This is a genomic window from Candidatus Dactylopiibacterium carminicum, from assembly GCF_014736495.1.
In the GTDB taxonomy this organism is placed as follows: Bacteria; Pseudomonadota; Gammaproteobacteria; order Burkholderiales; family Rhodocyclaceae; genus Uliginosibacterium; species Uliginosibacterium carminicum.
The window spans coordinates 39927-55374 of the sequence record NZ_MDUX01000022.1; the positions used below are offsets into that span (position 1 = coordinate 39927).

16 protein-coding genes are annotated in these 15448 nt (G+C 66.0%); 6 read left to right on the forward strand and 10 right to left on the reverse strand.

What is annotated here, in order from left to right; genetic code table 11:
* Nucleotides 1-156 precede the first annotated feature (156 nt).
* On the forward strand, nucleotides 157-1029 hold the full coding sequence (locus tag BGI27_RS08485; protein ID WP_095524440.1) for a LysR family transcriptional regulator: 873 nt from the start codon (nucleotides 157-159) through the stop codon (nucleotides 1027-1029).
* Between the two features lie 16 nt (nucleotides 1030-1045).
* Nucleotides 1046-2383 (forward strand): glycoside-pentoside-hexuronide (GPH):cation symporter, encoded by a 1338-nt coding sequence (locus BGI27_RS08490; protein ID WP_095524441.1) that lies wholly within the window; start codon nucleotides 1046-1048, stop codon nucleotides 2381-2383.
* Between the two features lie 284 nt (nucleotides 2384-2667).
* On the opposite strand, the gene BGI27_RS08495 is transcribed toward BGI27_RS08490, so the two are convergent.
* The 9 genes from BGI27_RS08495 to BGI27_RS08530 all read right to left on the reverse strand — a co-directional run bounded on the left by BGI27_RS08495 (nucleotide 2668) and on the right by BGI27_RS08530 (nucleotide 11102).
* Nucleotides 2668-3432, reverse strand: coding sequence for a metallophosphoesterase (locus tag BGI27_RS08495; RefSeq protein ID WP_095524442.1), 765 nt, complete (start codon nucleotides 3430-3432; stop codon nucleotides 2668-2670).
* A 108-nt stretch (nucleotides 3433-3540) separates the two neighbouring features.
* On the reverse strand, nucleotides 3541-4536 hold the full coding sequence (locus BGI27_RS08500) for a LacI family DNA-binding transcriptional regulator (protein ID WP_095524443.1): 996 nt from the start codon (nucleotides 4534-4536) through the stop codon (nucleotides 3541-3543).
* A 22-nt stretch (nucleotides 4537-4558) separates the two neighbouring features.
* Complete coding sequence (locus tag BGI27_RS08505) at nucleotides 4559-5518, reverse strand: ABC transporter permease (RefSeq protein ID WP_223871698.1); 960 nt, start codon at nucleotides 5516-5518, stop codon at nucleotides 4559-4561.
* Between the two features lie 37 nt (nucleotides 5519-5555).
* On the reverse strand, nucleotides 5556-6395 hold the full coding sequence (locus BGI27_RS08510; protein ID WP_095524457.1) for an ABC transporter permease: 840 nt from the start codon (nucleotides 6393-6395) through the stop codon (nucleotides 5556-5558).
* Between the two features lie 246 nt (nucleotides 6396-6641).
* Nucleotides 6642-7778 (reverse strand): ABC transporter substrate-binding protein, encoded by a 1137-nt coding sequence (locus BGI27_RS08515; RefSeq protein ID WP_095524444.1) that lies wholly within the window; start codon nucleotides 7776-7778, stop codon nucleotides 6642-6644.
* Between the two features lie 30 nt (nucleotides 7779-7808).
* Nucleotides 7809-8906 (reverse strand): ABC transporter ATP-binding protein, encoded by a 1098-nt coding sequence (locus tag BGI27_RS08520; RefSeq protein ID WP_095524445.1) that lies wholly within the window; start codon nucleotides 8904-8906, stop codon nucleotides 7809-7811.
* A 151-nt stretch (nucleotides 8907-9057) separates the two neighbouring features.
* A complete protein-coding gene (dkgB, locus tag BGI27_RS08525) occupies nucleotides 9058-9861 on the reverse strand; it encodes a 2,5-didehydrogluconate reductase DkgB (RefSeq protein WP_095524446.1) in 804 nt (267 codons plus the stop codon).
* A 29-nt stretch (nucleotides 9862-9890) separates the two neighbouring features.
* On the reverse strand, nucleotides 9891-10187 hold the full coding sequence (locus BGI27_RS18020) for an MFS transporter (RefSeq protein WP_223871699.1): 297 nt from the start codon (nucleotides 10185-10187) through the stop codon (nucleotides 9891-9893).
* Between the two features lie 36 nt (nucleotides 10188-10223).
* Entirely contained in the window at nucleotides 10224-11102 is an 879-nt protein-coding gene (locus tag BGI27_RS08530) for an MFS transporter (RefSeq protein WP_223871700.1), read from the reverse strand.
* Between BGI27_RS08530 and BGI27_RS08535 the strand changes: the two genes are divergently transcribed.
* Entirely contained in the window at nucleotides 11044-11943 is a 900-nt protein-coding gene (locus tag BGI27_RS08535; protein ID WP_095524447.1) for a LysR family transcriptional regulator, read from the forward strand. The genes BGI27_RS08530 and BGI27_RS08535 overlap by 59 nt on opposite strands.
* 30 nt (nucleotides 11944-11973) lie before the next feature.
* The gene (locus BGI27_RS08540) at nucleotides 11974-12885 is read left to right on the forward strand and encodes an SMP-30/gluconolactonase/LRE family protein (protein WP_095524448.1); all 912 of its coding nucleotides are present in this window, start codon (nucleotides 11974-11976) and stop codon (nucleotides 12883-12885) included.
* 231 nt (nucleotides 12886-13116) lie between these two features.
* Here BGI27_RS08540 and BGI27_RS08545 read toward each other — a convergent pair whose 3' ends face one another.
* Nucleotides 13117-13893 carry an SDR family NAD(P)-dependent oxidoreductase gene (locus BGI27_RS08545; protein ID WP_095524449.1) on the reverse strand — a complete coding sequence of 259 codons (777 nt, stop codon included), beginning with the start codon at nucleotides 13891-13893 and terminating at the stop codon, nucleotides 13117-13119.
* A 214-nt stretch (nucleotides 13894-14107) separates the two neighbouring features.
* Here BGI27_RS08545 and BGI27_RS08550 point away from each other — a divergent pair, with 214 nt between their 5' ends.
* Nucleotides 14108-14908, forward strand: a complete 801-nt coding sequence (locus BGI27_RS08550; RefSeq protein WP_095524450.1) for an IclR family transcriptional regulator — start codon at nucleotides 14108-14110, stop codon at nucleotides 14906-14908.
* Nucleotides 14905-15429, forward strand: coding sequence for a 2-dehydro-3-deoxygalactonokinase (locus BGI27_RS08555; RefSeq protein ID WP_095524451.1), 525 nt, complete (start codon nucleotides 14905-14907; stop codon nucleotides 15427-15429). Before BGI27_RS08550 ends, BGI27_RS08555 begins: the two co-directional genes overlap by 4 nt.
* Nucleotides 15430-15448 lie beyond the last annotated feature (19 nt).

The following is a 15448-nucleotide window of genomic DNA, read 5'->3' on the forward strand; positions in this document are numbered from 1 at the left end:
GTGTGCTTATGAAGACCATGCCTGACGCTGATGGGGGTTTACGCGATCAAGGGATTACTGGATACGTGCCGGGCACTTGCTCAGGTAAGTTGATGAAGCCGATGGGCCCGATAACTTCCAGTGCGCAAGGTGGTGCGAGTAGATACCCGATCTCTCATGTATTTCATCGCTGTCGCGGAAGAGGAAAACATTGGCCGGGCGGCTGCCCGCCTGCACATCACCCAGCCGGCACTGACGCGGCAGATCCATTCGCTGGAGGAAGAGGTGGGCGTCGCGCTGTTCACGCGCAGCACCACGGGCATGCAGATCACGCCCGCCGGCGGAGCGCTGCTGAGGCGGGCCCGGGTCATCAAGGCCGAACTTGCGCAGGCCAGGCTGGATGCGCAGCAGTCCGAGCAGGAGTGCCATCAGGAGCTGTCCATCGGGGTGTACGGCTCCTCCATCTTCAGCGTGATTCCACAGGTGCTGACACACTTTGCGGAGGCGTATCCCCGGGTCGATTTCCGGCTCTACAACATGCGCAAGGATCAACAGGTCGATCAGCTGCGCCAGGGCAGCATCCTGCTGGCTTTCGACCGATTCCCCCTGCAGGAGCCGGACATGGCCTACGAGACGGTCTATCGCGGGCATCTGCAGGTGGCGCTGCACAAGGATCACCCGCTGGCGTCCCGCGAGGTCATCTCGCCGGAAGATCTGGCCGATCAGCCGCGTATCGGTGCGAATTTCGACCGCAGCCTGGAGACCGGCCTCGGCCAGGCCTTCGGCTTTCATGGCCGCCCCCGGCATCGCGCCGATGACATGCTGACCACGCTGGCGCTGGTCGGCCACGGTTTCGGCGTGACCTTCGCGCCGCCCTCGATCCACGCGCTGCAGATTCCCAACGTGGTTTTCCGCCCTTACACGGGCGGCCCGACGATTCCTTTCGACGTGCAGTGCATCTATCGCAAGGGAGAGACCTCGGCGCTGTTGCACGCCATGCTCGATACCGTGCGCCTTTTCTGCGCCGTGCACAGCCCGAAGCCCTCGTGAAGCGGAATCTGGACCGATGAGCGCGGTGGTTTCACCCGGCGCGCCTGGCGAACGTCTGTCGCGCGCCTGTGTGCTGGCCTACGGGTCGGGCGATGTCGGCAACAACATCGTCCATGCCATGGGGATGATCTTTCTGCTGCACTACTACACCGACGTCGCAGGCCTCGGTGCGGCAGTGGCCGGTACGGTGCTGCTGGCGGTACGCCTCTACGACGCGGTGGTGGATCTCGTCATCGGGCGCTGGCTGGATAGCCGGTCGGCCAACGCGCGTGGCGAACGCCTGCGCCCCTTCCTGCTCTGGGGCGTGCTGCCGCTGCTCCTGAATGTTGCGGTGTTCTCCGTGCCCGCCCACTGGTCGGCAGACGCCAGGCTGCTGTATGCAGTGATCAGCTATGCACTGCTCGGCACCGCCTATTCGCTGGTCAACATTCCCTACGGTGCGCTGATCAGCGCGATGACGCAGGATTCCCATGATCACGCGCGCCTGGGGGCGGCCCGCAGCGTGATGTCGATACTCACATTCGTCGGCGTCTCCCTGCTGATCGGTCTGCTCGCGCGGGTCGAGGGCTTCGGACTGCAGACCACGTTGACCGGCGCAGCCGCGTTGATGGCCGTGCTGGGTTATCTGTGCCATCTCGCCTGCCATCGTGGCGTACGCGAGCGGGTTGCGCGGAAGCAGCCGGCGATCGACTGGCGCCTCAGCCTGCGGACCCTGCGCGGCAATCGCCCGCTGGCCGCCGTCGGCGTTGCCGCCGTGCTGGCGCTGGGCGGCGCCAGTGCGAGCAGCGCCTCGCTGATCTACTACGCGCGCTACGTACTCGGCGATGGCGCCAGCTTTCCCTGGCTGATCCTGCCGGCCACGTTGCTGGGCATGCTGGTAGCCACGCCGCTGGCCCCACGGTTGGCTGCGCGCTACGGTAAGCGGCAATCCTTTCTCGCGGGAGTGCTGTGCGCGGCGCTGGCTCACGCCGTGCTGTTCGCCGTGGCACCTGCGGGCCTGCCGGCCGCCGCGGCCTTGCTCGGTCTGGGGTCGATCGGGCTCAACGTTGCCATGATCTGCCTGTGGGCACTGGAGGCCGACACCGTGGAATACGGCGAGCAGCGCACCGGGCTGCGCCTGGAAGGCACCAACTATGCGTTGTTTTCCCTGATGCGCAAGCTGGGGTTTGCGCTGGGCGGCGCCGTACCCGCCTTTCTGCTGGCGCACAGCGATTACGTACCCAACCTGAGCATGCAGGGGCCGTTGGCGACACTCGTCATCCTGATCGCCGTGGGCTTGTTTCCCGCCCTCTGCTTCCTGCTGGCGAGGCTGGTGATCGGTCTGCATCCCTGGTCCGGGCTGCAAACCCCGTAGTCCGGATACCGACCGCAGGCTGGAGTCCGGGGATGGGGAGGCAGGAGTGGGAAGTCACGTATGGCACGCCAAATCCGTTCGTACCCTTCGACAAGCTCAGGATAGGCTTCGGTACATCTGTGCGAACGGATTTCGTTCAGACAAGCCCGCTGCCACAACCCCGGTCTTGCTGAGGGTTCGAAGCATGAACGGGCGCCTCCCCGGCCAGAAGCATCTGCCTTGCCTCCTCGGCCGGGACCTGGTTGCACACACGACACCCCAGTCTCCAGATCCGCCATTCTGGACTACGGCTGGGCCCGTGTCGGGAAATCGTGGAAATGCACGGCCACGTTGTCCGCACCGATGAGGATCACGGCATAACCGGGGGGCTCCATGGCGGTGACGAATTCGTCGGCGAACTGCTGTTTCGCCTGATGATGCGTGCCCTTCACGGCGCTGAATGGAATGCCTCGCCAGCTGCCGGCGACGGGGCGATGCACGTGGCCGGCGAATAGGTGGCGCACGTTGCCATGAGCCTGGCACAGCGCGTGCAGCGCATCGGCCTCGGCCAGGCCGCAGGCATCCAGCATCGGCATGCCGATGCGGAAGGGCGGGTGATGGGCGAAGAGGAAGACCGGCTCGCCGCGTGCGGATTCCAGTTGCGATTGCAGCCAGGCCAGGCGGCGCGGGCACAGATGGCCCTCGGTGCACTCGTGCTCCAGCGTGTCGAGAAAGATCAGGTGGCCTTCCGGTGTGGCGCGGTGGGCCTGGGCGAAGCCATCGGCATCCAGGGCTTCGGGAAAGACGGCGGCGAAGGTGTCGCGCAGATCGTGATTGCCGAGCATCAACTGGCACGGCATGGGAAGGCCGGCCAGTGCGCCGCGCAGGGCGCGATAGGCGGCGGGATGGCCGGCATCCGCGAGGTCTCCGCTGAGGACCAGCAGCTCGGCATCGGCATGGTGGGCGGCGATGTCGGCCAGTGCTTCACGCAGATGGATGTGAGGGTCCTGGCCGTAGAGCTGTTCGCCGGGGCGGGGCAGGTGGAGGTCGGAGAGCTGGAGGAGTTTCATTGGGAGGGACGAGGGTGGTCGTAGCAGGCGATGGTGCGCATGGCGCACCCTACGAGGTGGGCGGGATACGTAGGTGCGCCATGCGCACCATCATGGAGTCCGTGAGTGTCATGCGCTCTCCCGCAGGATCAGCGGTGCGCGCAGGCGGATGGCGCGTGGCCCCGTGCCGTGCGCGGTATCGAGCAGGCGCACGATCTCGGCGGCGAGCAGGGCGGGATCCTGGCGGAAGGTGGTGAGGCGGTAACTGGCCCAGGCGGCTTCGGGGATGTCGTCGAAACCGATCACGGCCACGTCCTGCGGCACGCGCAGGCCCTGCATGCGTAGTTCGTCCATCAGGCCGCAGGCGATCAGGTCATTGACGCAGAACACGCCTTGAAGCGCCGGGCATTGCGCGAGCAGCGCCTGCGCTGCGCGCTGGCCGCCAGCGTAGTCGGCATCTGCGCCGCGCGCGAGCCATACTTCGGCGCCCAGCGCGTGGGCATGTGCCAGGAAAGCCTGCTCGCGCTCGACGATGTTGGGCGTGCCCGAGGCCGAGCCGGCCAGCCCGAGGCGCAGGCATCCCAGGCCGATGAAGTGCTGCGCGGCCTCGCGGGCGGCGGCCTGGTTGTCGGTGAGCACGTGCGCGGCACCCGGTTCGCTGCGGCCGACCACCACCAGCTTCTGGCCGGTGCGGCGAGCCAGATCCAGAAAGGACGCCGGCGGGCTGCCCGAGAGCAGCACCGTGGCTTCGGCGCGATAGCCGGCCAGTGCCTGATGCGCGGCCAGCATCTCGGCCTCGGTTCGGCCGGTGTTGATCACCACCGGCACGCTGCCGCGGCGCACCAGTGCCTGCGTGAGCGCGGCGACCAGATGAGCGCGGAAGCCGGCGGCCGGATCGGTGACCACCAGCCCCACCAACCGGCTGTGCTGGTTGAGCAGCGCGCGGGCGAGGTCGTTCACCTGATAGCCCAGCGCCTGCGCGGCCTGCATCACGCGTTTGCGCGTGGTCTCGCTGATGCTGGCGCCGGGCGTGAAGGCGCGTGACACGGCCGAGCGCGAGACGCCGGCCAGCCGTGCCACTTCGGCGGCGCTGGCGTAGCGGGGCGGCGTGTGGCGATCGTTCATCCGCGCCTCATGAATCCGTGTTTCATTGGCCGATGCGTGCGAGCACGTCGGCGCGCAGGAATTTTTCCAGCACCAGCATGAAGGCGATGGAGGGCACGAGCAGCAGCAGCGCGCTGATCGACGCGATCTGGTAATTGCCGCCGGCGCCCGCGGTGTAGAGCAGCAGCGGCAGGGTGTTCACGTCCGGCGCGCCGACGAAGAAGCTGCCGGTGAATTCGTCCAGCGATTCGAGGAAGACGAAAATCGCGCTGGCCATCAGCCCCGGCATCGCCAGCGGCAGACTGACGTCGCGGAAGGCGCGCAGCGCGCTGGCGCCGGCGGCGCGGGCGGCTTCCTCCAGTTCGCGGTCGATGGCAGCGAAGGCCGCTGTGGCGATCCATACCGCATACACCAGCCCGTGCGTGACGTGCACGATCACCACGCCGGCCACCGTGCCGTTGAGGCCGATGGCATAGAACAGCCGAGCCACGTTCACATACACCGGCAGGTTGGGGAATGCCTGCGGGATCAGGAAGGCGAGCAGGATCAGGGCACGGAATGGCAGCTTCAGGCGCGCCAGCGCGTAACCGGCGGGAATCGCCAGAGCCAGCGAGGCGAGCACCGTGAGGCCTGCCACCATCACACTGGTGCCCAGCGCTTCCCAGGCGTTACCGCGTGCGGAGAACACCCGGCCCCAGAAGCTGAAGCCGTATTCCAGCGGCAGCGCGTGCGGGAAATACCATTTCTCGGCTACCGCCCACAGCAGCAGGTTGCAGAGCGGGCCGAAGATCGCAAAGGCCAGCGCGCCGAGCATGAGGGCGCGCGGCAGCCACCAAAGGCCGGCGATGAGATCGAACCTGGAGAAAACAGCGCCATGCCGGAACCGCCCACCCTTCGACAGGCTCAGGGCGAACGGCTCCTTGGGCGATTCGTTGTCGGCGTGGCTACCGGAAATCCCGTTCGTGCCGAGCCTGTCGAAGCCTGGATGGGATTTCCCCCGCATGGCAGATATTTCCTGAACGTCTGTTGGCAGGCTCATCTCAACGCTTCTCCCGCAGGCTGTGGCGCAGGTAGAACCAGGCGACCGTGGCGCTGATCGCCAGCGAGATCATGCCCAGCGCGTTGGCCAGACCGTAGTCGCGATAGGCGTTGATGCGGAAGGCGATATCCACGGTGAGCAGGGTGGGCGACTGGCTGGCCACCATCAGCGGCACCGAGAGCACCGACATCATGGTGACGAAGGACAGGATCAGCGCCGTGAGCAGGCTGGGCGCGACCTGCGGCAACAGGATCTCCCACAGGATGCGCGGGCGCGAGGCGCCGAGGTTGCGCGCCGCCTCGATGCCGCCACGATCCAGCGAGGCCATCGCGCCGGCCACCAGCAGCGCCACGAAGGGGATCTGCTTCCAGGCGAAGGCGAGGATCAGGCCGCGCCAGTCCAGCATGCCGGTGGCGGATAGCGGATCGAGCAGGCCGGCGCCGATCAGCGCGTTGTTCATCAGGCCGTTCTTGGCGAGGAAGCTGCGCGCGATCTGGCCGACGACGATGAAGGGGATGAACAGCGGCCAGCGGTACAGCCAGCGCAGCGCGGCGACCGCCAGCGGGCATTCGCCCAGCGTGAGGTAGCCGGCGATGGCCACCGCGCCGAGGCCGGTGAGCAGCGTGGCGCCGCCGATGATGGCGAGGGTGAACAGCATGTCGCGCGAATACAGCGCGAAGGCCTTGGAGAAGTTCGCCAGCCCCGGGCCCTCGGGCGTTTCGAAGGCGCCGACGACGGAAGCCAGCAGCGGCAGCAGGAAGAACAGCGCCACCATGGCCAGCGCCGGCGTGACCAGCGCAAGGGCGGCGAGGCGTGGGTGGCGGGAGAGGGAGTTGGGCATGGAATGCTTGAATCTGCTCTGGCGTTCGAGCCGTGTGTGGTCCAACGGGTGTTCAGACGCAGTTGCTTACTCGCGAAATCCGCCCGCACTTCGATACCTCGGTGCGAACGGATTTCGGAGCGTGTACGCCCATCGCCTCAACCCCGTTCGTGCTGAGGTATCGAAGCATGAACGGGCGCCGACTGCCATTTCAGTCACGTAGCCCGGATGCAGCGCAGCGGAATCCGGGCCAGCAACCACAGCGGTTCAGTTCAGCACTTCGCGTTCATAGGCTTCGAGGATCGCGTTGTTGTACGGCGCGATCGGGAAGGGCTTGCCGTAGCGGGCCAGATCCGCCGGCGGCACGTCGATGAAGAGCTTGTCCCAGGTGGCCTTGTCCAGCGCCTTCTGCACGTGCTGGGCATCGATGCCGGGATACCAGTTGAAGCGTTTGACGATGCCTTCGGCCTGCACCTCGGGGCTGGTCGCCAGTGCGACGAACTTCTCGGCCAGCGCCACGTTGGCGCTCTTCGCCGGGATCACGTAATGCATCGGCTGGCCGGGCATGCCGGGGGCTGGCAGTACCAGCTTGAGACTGGGCGGCAACTGGCCGTTGCGCTGCCAGGAAAGGAACATGTCGACCCATACCGGGCCCATGGCGATCTCGCCGCGTGCCAGCATGTCCAGCGTGCCGGCGTTGCCCGGCGTGAGCGTGACGTTGGCATTGAAGGCCTTGAGCGCTTTCAGCGCCTTGCCCCACTTCTGCGTTTCGGCCGGCTCGAACGGGCCGTTCATCAGCTTCTCGGCACTGCCTTCGCCGTAGGCGTAGATCCAGCCCATCACGAAGCTCACGCCCGAGGCGCCGCCCTTGATGCCGTTGTAGCCGAACTGCTTGGGATGCTTCTGCGCGAAGGCGACGATTTCGTCATAGCTCTTCGGCGGCGTCTTGATCAGCGCGGGGTTGTAGGCGATCGCCGTCTGGCTGTTGAACATCGGCATCACGTAGCCATCCACCTTGGTGCCCAGCGCCATCTGCGCATTGGTGCGCGTCACCAGCTTGCCGCTGGCGATCTTGCCGCGATAGCTGGCGAGGTAAGCGGCCTCGACCATCGGGCCGGCGAACTTCTCATGCACCACGGCCACGTCGGTGTCCCACTTCGCGGTGCTGGCCTTGGCCTGGGCTTCGAAGCGTTCGAGGATCTTCTGCGAGCCGGCGTCGCCGGGGCCGGTGCCGACCACCCGTACCTTGGTGCCGGGGTTCTGTTTCTCGAACAGCGGGCCGAGATAGTCATTCACGTAATCGACCATGTTCTGGTCGCCGGCGGTGAGCACGGTCAGCTCGGCAGCGGGTGCGGCGCTGGCGAACAGACCCAGACAGAGCAGGGAAAGCAGGGTTTTCTTCATGGCAGAAGCTCCGGGGAGGTTGCGGGCGGATCAGTGCCGCGTGTCGCCCCGAGGGGCGTCGGCGGCGGACGGGAAGACGAAGAGGCGGTCGCGCGGCACCAGCAGATCCACGGTCTCGCCGGGAATGCGCGCCTCGTGTGCATCGACGATCACGGTGTGTTCGCCGAACTGGATGGCATGGCGCCACAGGCCGCCGGGATAGCTCACCTGGCTGACCAGGCCGCGCAGGCGCAGACCGCCATCGGTGCGCTCGCCGGCATCGACCAGCCGCGCGGCATCGCTGCGGAAACGCGCCTGGTAGTGCCCGTTGCAGGCGCCGGCAAGGATTTCGGTGACACAGGGCACGGGCGCGTGTGGCGAATGCAGGGTGAGGCGGCCGTCGGCGTGATCCCCTTCGAGCGCGATGGCGTTCTCGGCGCCCATGAAGGCGGCGACGAAGGCCGAAGCGGGGCGGTTGTAGAGCTCGTGCGGCGTGCCGGCCTGGGCGATGCGGCCCTGGTCCAGGATCACGATGCGGTCGGCCATGATCATGGCTTCCTCACGGTAGTGGGTGACATGCACGGCGGTGATGCCCAGGCGCTTCTGCAGCGCGCTGATCTCGTGGCGTACGGCAAGTCGGATGCGCGCATCGAGGTTGGAGAGCGGCTCGTCGAGCAGCAGGATCTCTGGGTCGGCCGCCAGCGCGCGGCCCAGCGCCACGCGCTGGCGTTGCCCACCGGAGAGCGCGGCCGGCTTGCGCTGCTCCAGCCCGGCGAGCCCCAGCATGGCGGCGATCTCTTCCACGCGCTGGTGGATCTTGGCGTGCGGCGTGCGGCGCAGCTTCAGCGCGTAGCCGATGTTCTGCGCCACCGTCATGTGCGGCCACAAGGCATAGGACTGGAATACGAAGGCCATGCCACGCGCATCCGGTGCGAAGGCGGTGACATCGCGCCCCTGCACGCGGATCTGCCCAGCCTGTGGCCGGATGAAGCCGGCGATGCTGCGCAGCAGGGTGGTCTTGCCACAGCCCGAAGCGCCCAGCAGGGCGACGAATTCGCCACGCGCCACGCCCAGGCTCAGTTCATCCAGCACTGGCTGCGGGCCATAGGCCACGCGCAGCTTGTCCACGCTCAGGAATGCCTCATCCACCTCGATGCTCCGGTTTTGCACAGCTGTGCAATGCGGCGCAGTCTAGGCAGCGGATGTAACAGCGCGATGACAGGCATGTTGCGTACAAGAGAAGGCCCGGAAGCCGTCACCGGGCCTCCGGGCCATCAGCCCGTAGAAGGCGCTGTCAGGTTCAATCCCAGACGGGCGCCAGTTCCTCGGGATCCACTTCACGGCCATTGCGTTCCAGCGTGGCGATGCGCGCCATGTCTTCGGCATCCAGCTGCAGTTGCTGCGCGAGCAGGTTGCTGGCGAGGTTTTCGCGCCTGGTGGAAGAAGGAATCACCGCATGGCCCAGTTGCAGCGCCCAGGCCAGGGCGACCTGCGCCACGGTGGCCTGATGCTTGTGCGCGATCTCGGCGAGCAGCGGATCCTGCAGCACCTTGCCGTAGGCGAGCGTCATGTAGGAGGTGACGGTGATGCCCTGGCTCTTCAGGAAAGCGGTGAGCTGGCTGCACTGCAGATAGGGGCTCAGCTCGATCTGGTTGGTGGCGATCGCTTCGCGCCCCACCTCGGCGATGGCTTGCCGGGTGAGCGCGATGTTGAAGTTTGAAACGCCGATCTGGCGCGTCAGTCCCAGTGCGCGGGCCTCGGCGAGTGCACCCATGTATTCGGGCAGCGCCACGCCGTTGCCGGGGGCGGGCCAGTGGATCAGCGTCAGGTCGACCTGCTCGGTGCGCAGCTTTGCAAGGCTTTCGCGCAGGCTGGGGATAAGCCGGTCGTGCGCGTAGTTGCTCACCCAGATCTTGGTGGTGATGAACAGCTCGTCGCGCGGTATGCCGCTCTCGGCGATGGCCTGGCCGACCGCCGCTTCGTTGTCGTAAATCTGCGCGGTGTCGATGGCGCGGTAGCCCAGATCCAGGGCGTTGCGTACGGAATCGATGACGGTTTGGCCTTTCAGGCGGAAGGTGCCGACGCCGAAGGAAGGAATGCTCATGGGGACTCTCCTCGAATTGGAAGTGTGGATCAGGCGCAGGCGGGCTGCGCCACGGGAGTGGCACGATCCAGGCGGCCACTGAGCAGCGTGAGGCCGATGGCACCGGTGGTCACCAGAGCGGCCACCCATGGGGTATGGGCCAGGCCGATGTTGCTCACCACCTGTGCGCCTGCCCAGGCTCCGGCTGCGATGCCGACATTGAAGGCGGCAATGTTGAAGCCGGAGGCCACCTCCACCGCTTCGGGCGCGAATTTCTCGGCCTGCTGCACAACATACACCTGCAGGGCCGGCACATTGCCGAAGGCAACCGCGCCCCAGGCCAGCACGGTCAGCGTGACCAGCCACGGGCTCGGCGCCGTGAATTAGAGCACCAGCAGCACTGCGGCGAGCAGGCTGAAGATCAGCAGCAGTGCCGAAATCGGCCCCTTGCGGTCGGCCAGCCGGCCACCCCACAGATTGCCCACGGCAACCGATGCGCCATAGGCCAGCAGCATTGCGCCGACCATGCCGGCGCTGAAGCCGGAGATTTCCTGCAGGATGGGCGCGAGAAAGGTAAAGGCGATCAGCGAGCCGCCGTAGCCCACCGCCGTCATCGCATACACCAGCAGCAGACGCGGCTGCAGCAGCACGCGCGCCTGGCGCAGCAGCGGTGCGGGCGGCGTGTGCGCAGTGTGGCGCGGCACGAAGGCGAGTGCGCCGAACAGGGCGATCAGGCCGAAGACCGACACCACCAGGAAGGTGGCACGCCAGCCGAAGTGCTGGCCGATCAGGGTGCCCAGCGGCACGCCGGTGACGAAGGCCACGGTGAGCCCGCTGAACATCGTGGCAATCGCGCTGGCGGCCTTCTCGCGCGCCACCAGGCCGGTGGCGATCAGCGTGCCGACCGAGAAGAAGGTGCCGTGCGCCAGCCCGGTGATCACCCGCGCGAACACCAGTGTGGCGTAGCCGGGCGCCTGCCAGGCGACGAGGTTGCCGACCGTGAACAGCGCCATCAGGCCGATCAGCAGCGTCTTGCGCGGCATTTTGCCGGTCAGTGCGGTGAGCAGCGGCGCGCCGACGGCCACGCCGAGCGCGTAAAGGCTGACCAGCAGGCCGGCCGAGGGGAGGGGGCGCCAGTGTCGGTCAGCCAGTATTTGCGAAAAAGACGTATATTCGACAAATACTTTTGACTTTAAATCAACAATGAAGACCAGCCTGGACGAGCTGCAAACCCTGATCGCCGTGGTGGATTCCGGTGCCATCTCGCGTGCCGCCGAGGCCCTGGGGCAGACGGTCTCCGCCACCAGCCGCACGCTGGGGCGGCTGGAGCAGAAGCTGCAGACCACCTTGCTACGGCGGACCACGCGGCGCCTGGAGCTCACCGAAGAGGGCGACGCCTTCCTGCGCAACGCGCGGCAGATCGTGGCTGCAGTGGAAGCGGCGGAAGAGCAGATGGCGGCACGGCGCCAGCGCCCAGCTGGCCGCCTGCGTGTGGATGCCGCCACGCCCTTCATGCTGCATGTGATCGCACCGCGTGTGGCGGCCTATCGTGCACGCCATCCCGAGGTGGCGCTGGAGTTGCACAGCAGCGAGGGCTTCATAGATCTGCTGGAGCGGCGCACCGACGTGGCTTTCCGTATCGGTGCGCTGAAGGATTCGACCCTGCATGCCACGCCGCTGGGCTCCAGCCGCCTTCGTGTGCTGGCCAGCCCGGCCTATCTGGAAGCCCACGGTCGGCCGAGGCGGGTGACGGATCTGGCTGACCATGTGTTGCTTGGCTTCAGCCAGCCCGAATCGCTGAATGACTGGCCGTTGCTGGATGCCGACTGGCTGCCGCTGCACATCGCACCGGACGTGCGCTCTTCCAGCGGTGAGACCCTGCGCGCCCTGGCGCTGCAGGGTACGGGTATCGTCTGCCTGTCGGATTTCATGACCCGGGAGGACCGCGAGACGGGCCGGCTGGTGGAGCTTTTCGTCAGTCAGGCGCTGGAGCTGTGCCAGCCGATCAATGCTGTCTACTACCGCAATACCGCCGTTTCCAGCCGCATCCAGTCCTTCGTGGAATACCTGCGCGAGGATCTGGCACGGCAACCGGGGTGGTAGGCTGCACCGTCCCGCATTTTCCGTCTGCTCATGAGCACTTCATCCGAAGTCGGCCGTAGCTGCCTGCTCGATCCGTCCCTGCGCTGTGCGACCGGCGAAAACCCGCTCTGGCATGAGGGCGAGCGCCGCTGGTACTGGCTCGATCTACCCGCGCGCGCCATCTTCCGTCTGGACCCCGCCAGCGGCAGTACGCTGCAGTGGCAGGTGGATGAGCATCTGGGCTGCATGGTGCCGCGTGCCGATGGTGGATTCACCTGTGGCTGCGTGAGCGGGCTGTTCGATGTCGAACTGCCATCAGCGGGCGGTCAGGCTCTGCAAAGACTGCGGATCGCGGCGGCACATGCGCGGCCCGACACGCGCTTCAACGATGGCCGTTGCGATCGCCAGGGCCGGCTGTGGGTTTCAGGCATGGTGATGAACAATACGCAGGCGCTTGCAGTGGGCTGCTGGTATCGCTACACGCCGACAGAGGGATTGCGCTGCATGGACAGCGGCTACGTCACACCCAACGGCTCGGCCTTCAGCCCCGATGGGCGCACGCTGTACACCTCGGATTCGTTCCGCGATGTCTGCAAGGTCTGGGCGTGGGACTACGACCCCGAGACGGGGCTTGTCGGCGGACGCCGCTGCTTTATCGACATGCACGGCGCGCCCGGCCGGCCGGATGGCGCGGCGGTGGATACGGATGGCTGCTACTGGATCTGCTGTGCCGATGGCGGCTGCATTCAGCGCTATACGCCGCAGGGCGTGCTGGATCAGGTGTGGCGCACGCCGATGCTCAAGCCGACGATGTGCGCCTTCGGCGGGGAAGACATGCGCACGCTGCTGGTGACCTCGATGTGCCGTGGCCCGGCAGATCTGGCAACCGACCCCGAAGCTGGCCGCCTGCTGATGTTCCGCCCGGGCGCACAGGGCATCGTGGAGCCGCGTCTGGCGCCGTAGGGCGGGTTGGCCCGCTGTTCGTAGATGCGCCATGCGCGCCACGATAGAGCGCGTGATCAGGCAAGAGAAGGTGCGCATGGCGCACCCTCCCCGGGAATGCAACCCGTAGGTCATGCCACCAGAGCCCATCCGGCTGAAGCCGGACCCACGAGATTGGGCCAGCTAGGGCACCGGTGACGAAATCGTAGGGTGCGCCATGCGCACCGACGGTCCGTTCAATGCATGCAATGCTCAGGGCATGTACTGGCCGCCATTCACATCGAGGATCTGGCCCGTGATGTAGCCGCTGGCCTGGTGCGAGGCGAAGAACAGGAAGGTCGACGCGACTTCTTCCGGGCGACCGAAGCGGCCCATCGGGATGCCGGTGCTGATCTTCGCGCGGGTGGCGTCGTCCTTGTCGGCATGGAAAGCCGTGTCGAAAGTGCCGGGCGACACGGTGTTGAAGCGAATGCCGTCCCGGGTGTGGAAATTCACCCAGTTCTTCTGCACGTTGTGGATCCAGGCCTTGGCTGCGCCATACAGCGAAGCGCCGGGGCCACCGCCGGTATAGCCGGCAATCGAGCCTACCGAGATCACCGAGGCCGTCTGGCCGCTGGCCTCGGCGGAGGCCTTCAGGTGGGGCAGGGCGTACCTGGTCATCATCAGCATCGAGCGCACGTTCAGATCCATGACTTCGTCGTAAAAGGCGTCATCGATCTCCTGCAGCGGTTTCCGTCCGACCAGCCCGCCGGTGTTGTTGATCAGCACATCGATGCCGCCGAAGCGGGCGACGAAGGCGTCCACCAGTGCCTTGCACAGCGCGCTCTCCTTGAGATCGGCGGGAAAGAACTCGGCCTCGCCGCCGGCTGCGCGCATGGCGGCCAGCGTGGCATCGATGTCATCCGGACGGCGGCGCCCGTTCAATCCCACGCGTGCCCCCGCGGCTGCAAAGGCCTGGGCTGCAGCCAGCCCGATGCCCTGGCTGGACCCGGTAATCAAGACACGACGATTCTTGAGATCAGCGAACATAGGGTTCTCCTGTATGAATGAATTCAATTTGTCTCACTATTTGGATAAATAAAGATATTTATTGGGATCTATTCCAAGAAAATCATGCAATTCATTGATTTGAAAGTCCATAAATTGCTATTTGTATCACTATTTGAATCATTGGTTGAATATTTGACATATTTAATTTGCCTTCCTAGCATGGTGACAACCGTACGCAACGGCGACCATAAAAATGCCCACCAAGGTAAAAGAGGAAGACAAATCCGGCGGCAGCCCGGCAGGCACGCAAACCTTGCTGCGTGGCCTGGCCTTGCTTGAATGCGTGGCTGCCGGTGTCAGCGATGTCAAGGGCATTGCGGCACATCTGGGCACACCGCGCAGCACCACGCATCGCATGCTGGGCAGCCTGGTGCAGCAGCAATTCCTGCATCACGTGCCCTACAAGGGCTATCTGCTGGGGCCCAAGCTGATCGCACTGGGTATCAAGGCGCTGGAGCAGCGCCCGTTGGTGGCACTGGCACGGCCGCATATCGAAGTACTGGCGAGCCATACCGGCGATACCGTGCATCTGGGCGTGATGGAAGGGGCCGAGGTTTTCTACCTCGACAAGATTCCCGGCACGCGCGGGCTGGAGATGCGCTCGCGGGCGGGTAACCGCATGCCGCTGGCGTCCACTGGCGTGGGCAAGGCACTGGTGCTAGGCGTGTCGCGCGAACAATGGCGGAGCCTGTATGACCACGCCATGGCACACCGGCGCGCGCAGGGGCACACACCCGCCATCGAATGGACCGAGTATGCGCTGCAGATGGATGCCTATCTGCGCCAGGGCTGGGTCATGGATCTCGAAGAAAACGAGCTGGGCATCCGCTGTGTGGGTGCGCCGGTGCGTGATCTCACCGGCAAGGTGGTGGCCGCGATCAGCCTGGCCAGCGCCGTGCCCTACATGTCGGAAGACCGCATGCGCCGCCTCGGGCCGCTGGTGCGCGATACCGCTGAAGCCATTTCGAAGGACCTGGGATGGATACCCGCATGAGCCATCAGCCTGACCGGATTTCCGCCTTGCTGGCGCTGGACTGGGGCACCACCAGCCCGCGTGCCTTCCTGCTTGCCGAGGATGGCAGCGTGCTCGAAAGCCGGGCCAGCGGCCACAACATCCAGAATCTGCCACAGGCCGGCGAGGCCGGTTTCCGCCAGGCTTTTGCCGCGATTGCCGGCAGCTGGCTGGCGGGCTGGCCGCAATTGCCCGTGGTGGCAGGGGGCATGGTCGGCAGCGCACAGGGCTGGCGCGAGGCACCGTATGCCGAATGCCCGGCGGACCTGGATGCCCTCGCGGCTCAGGGGGTGAGTGTGGATACCGGCCTGGGCCGGCGGATGCTGATCGCGCCCGGGCTGATCCATCGACCGTCGGATGCCGCGCCCGATGTGCTGCGCGGCGAGGAGATCCAGATCGCCGGCGCGCTGGCGCAGCATGCCGAATGGAGGGAGCACGCCTGCATGGTGCTGCCTGGCACGCATTCGAAAGGCGCTGTCGGAGTTAGCTGTTGCAGGTTCTAAACTGAAAGCATGAATGGGA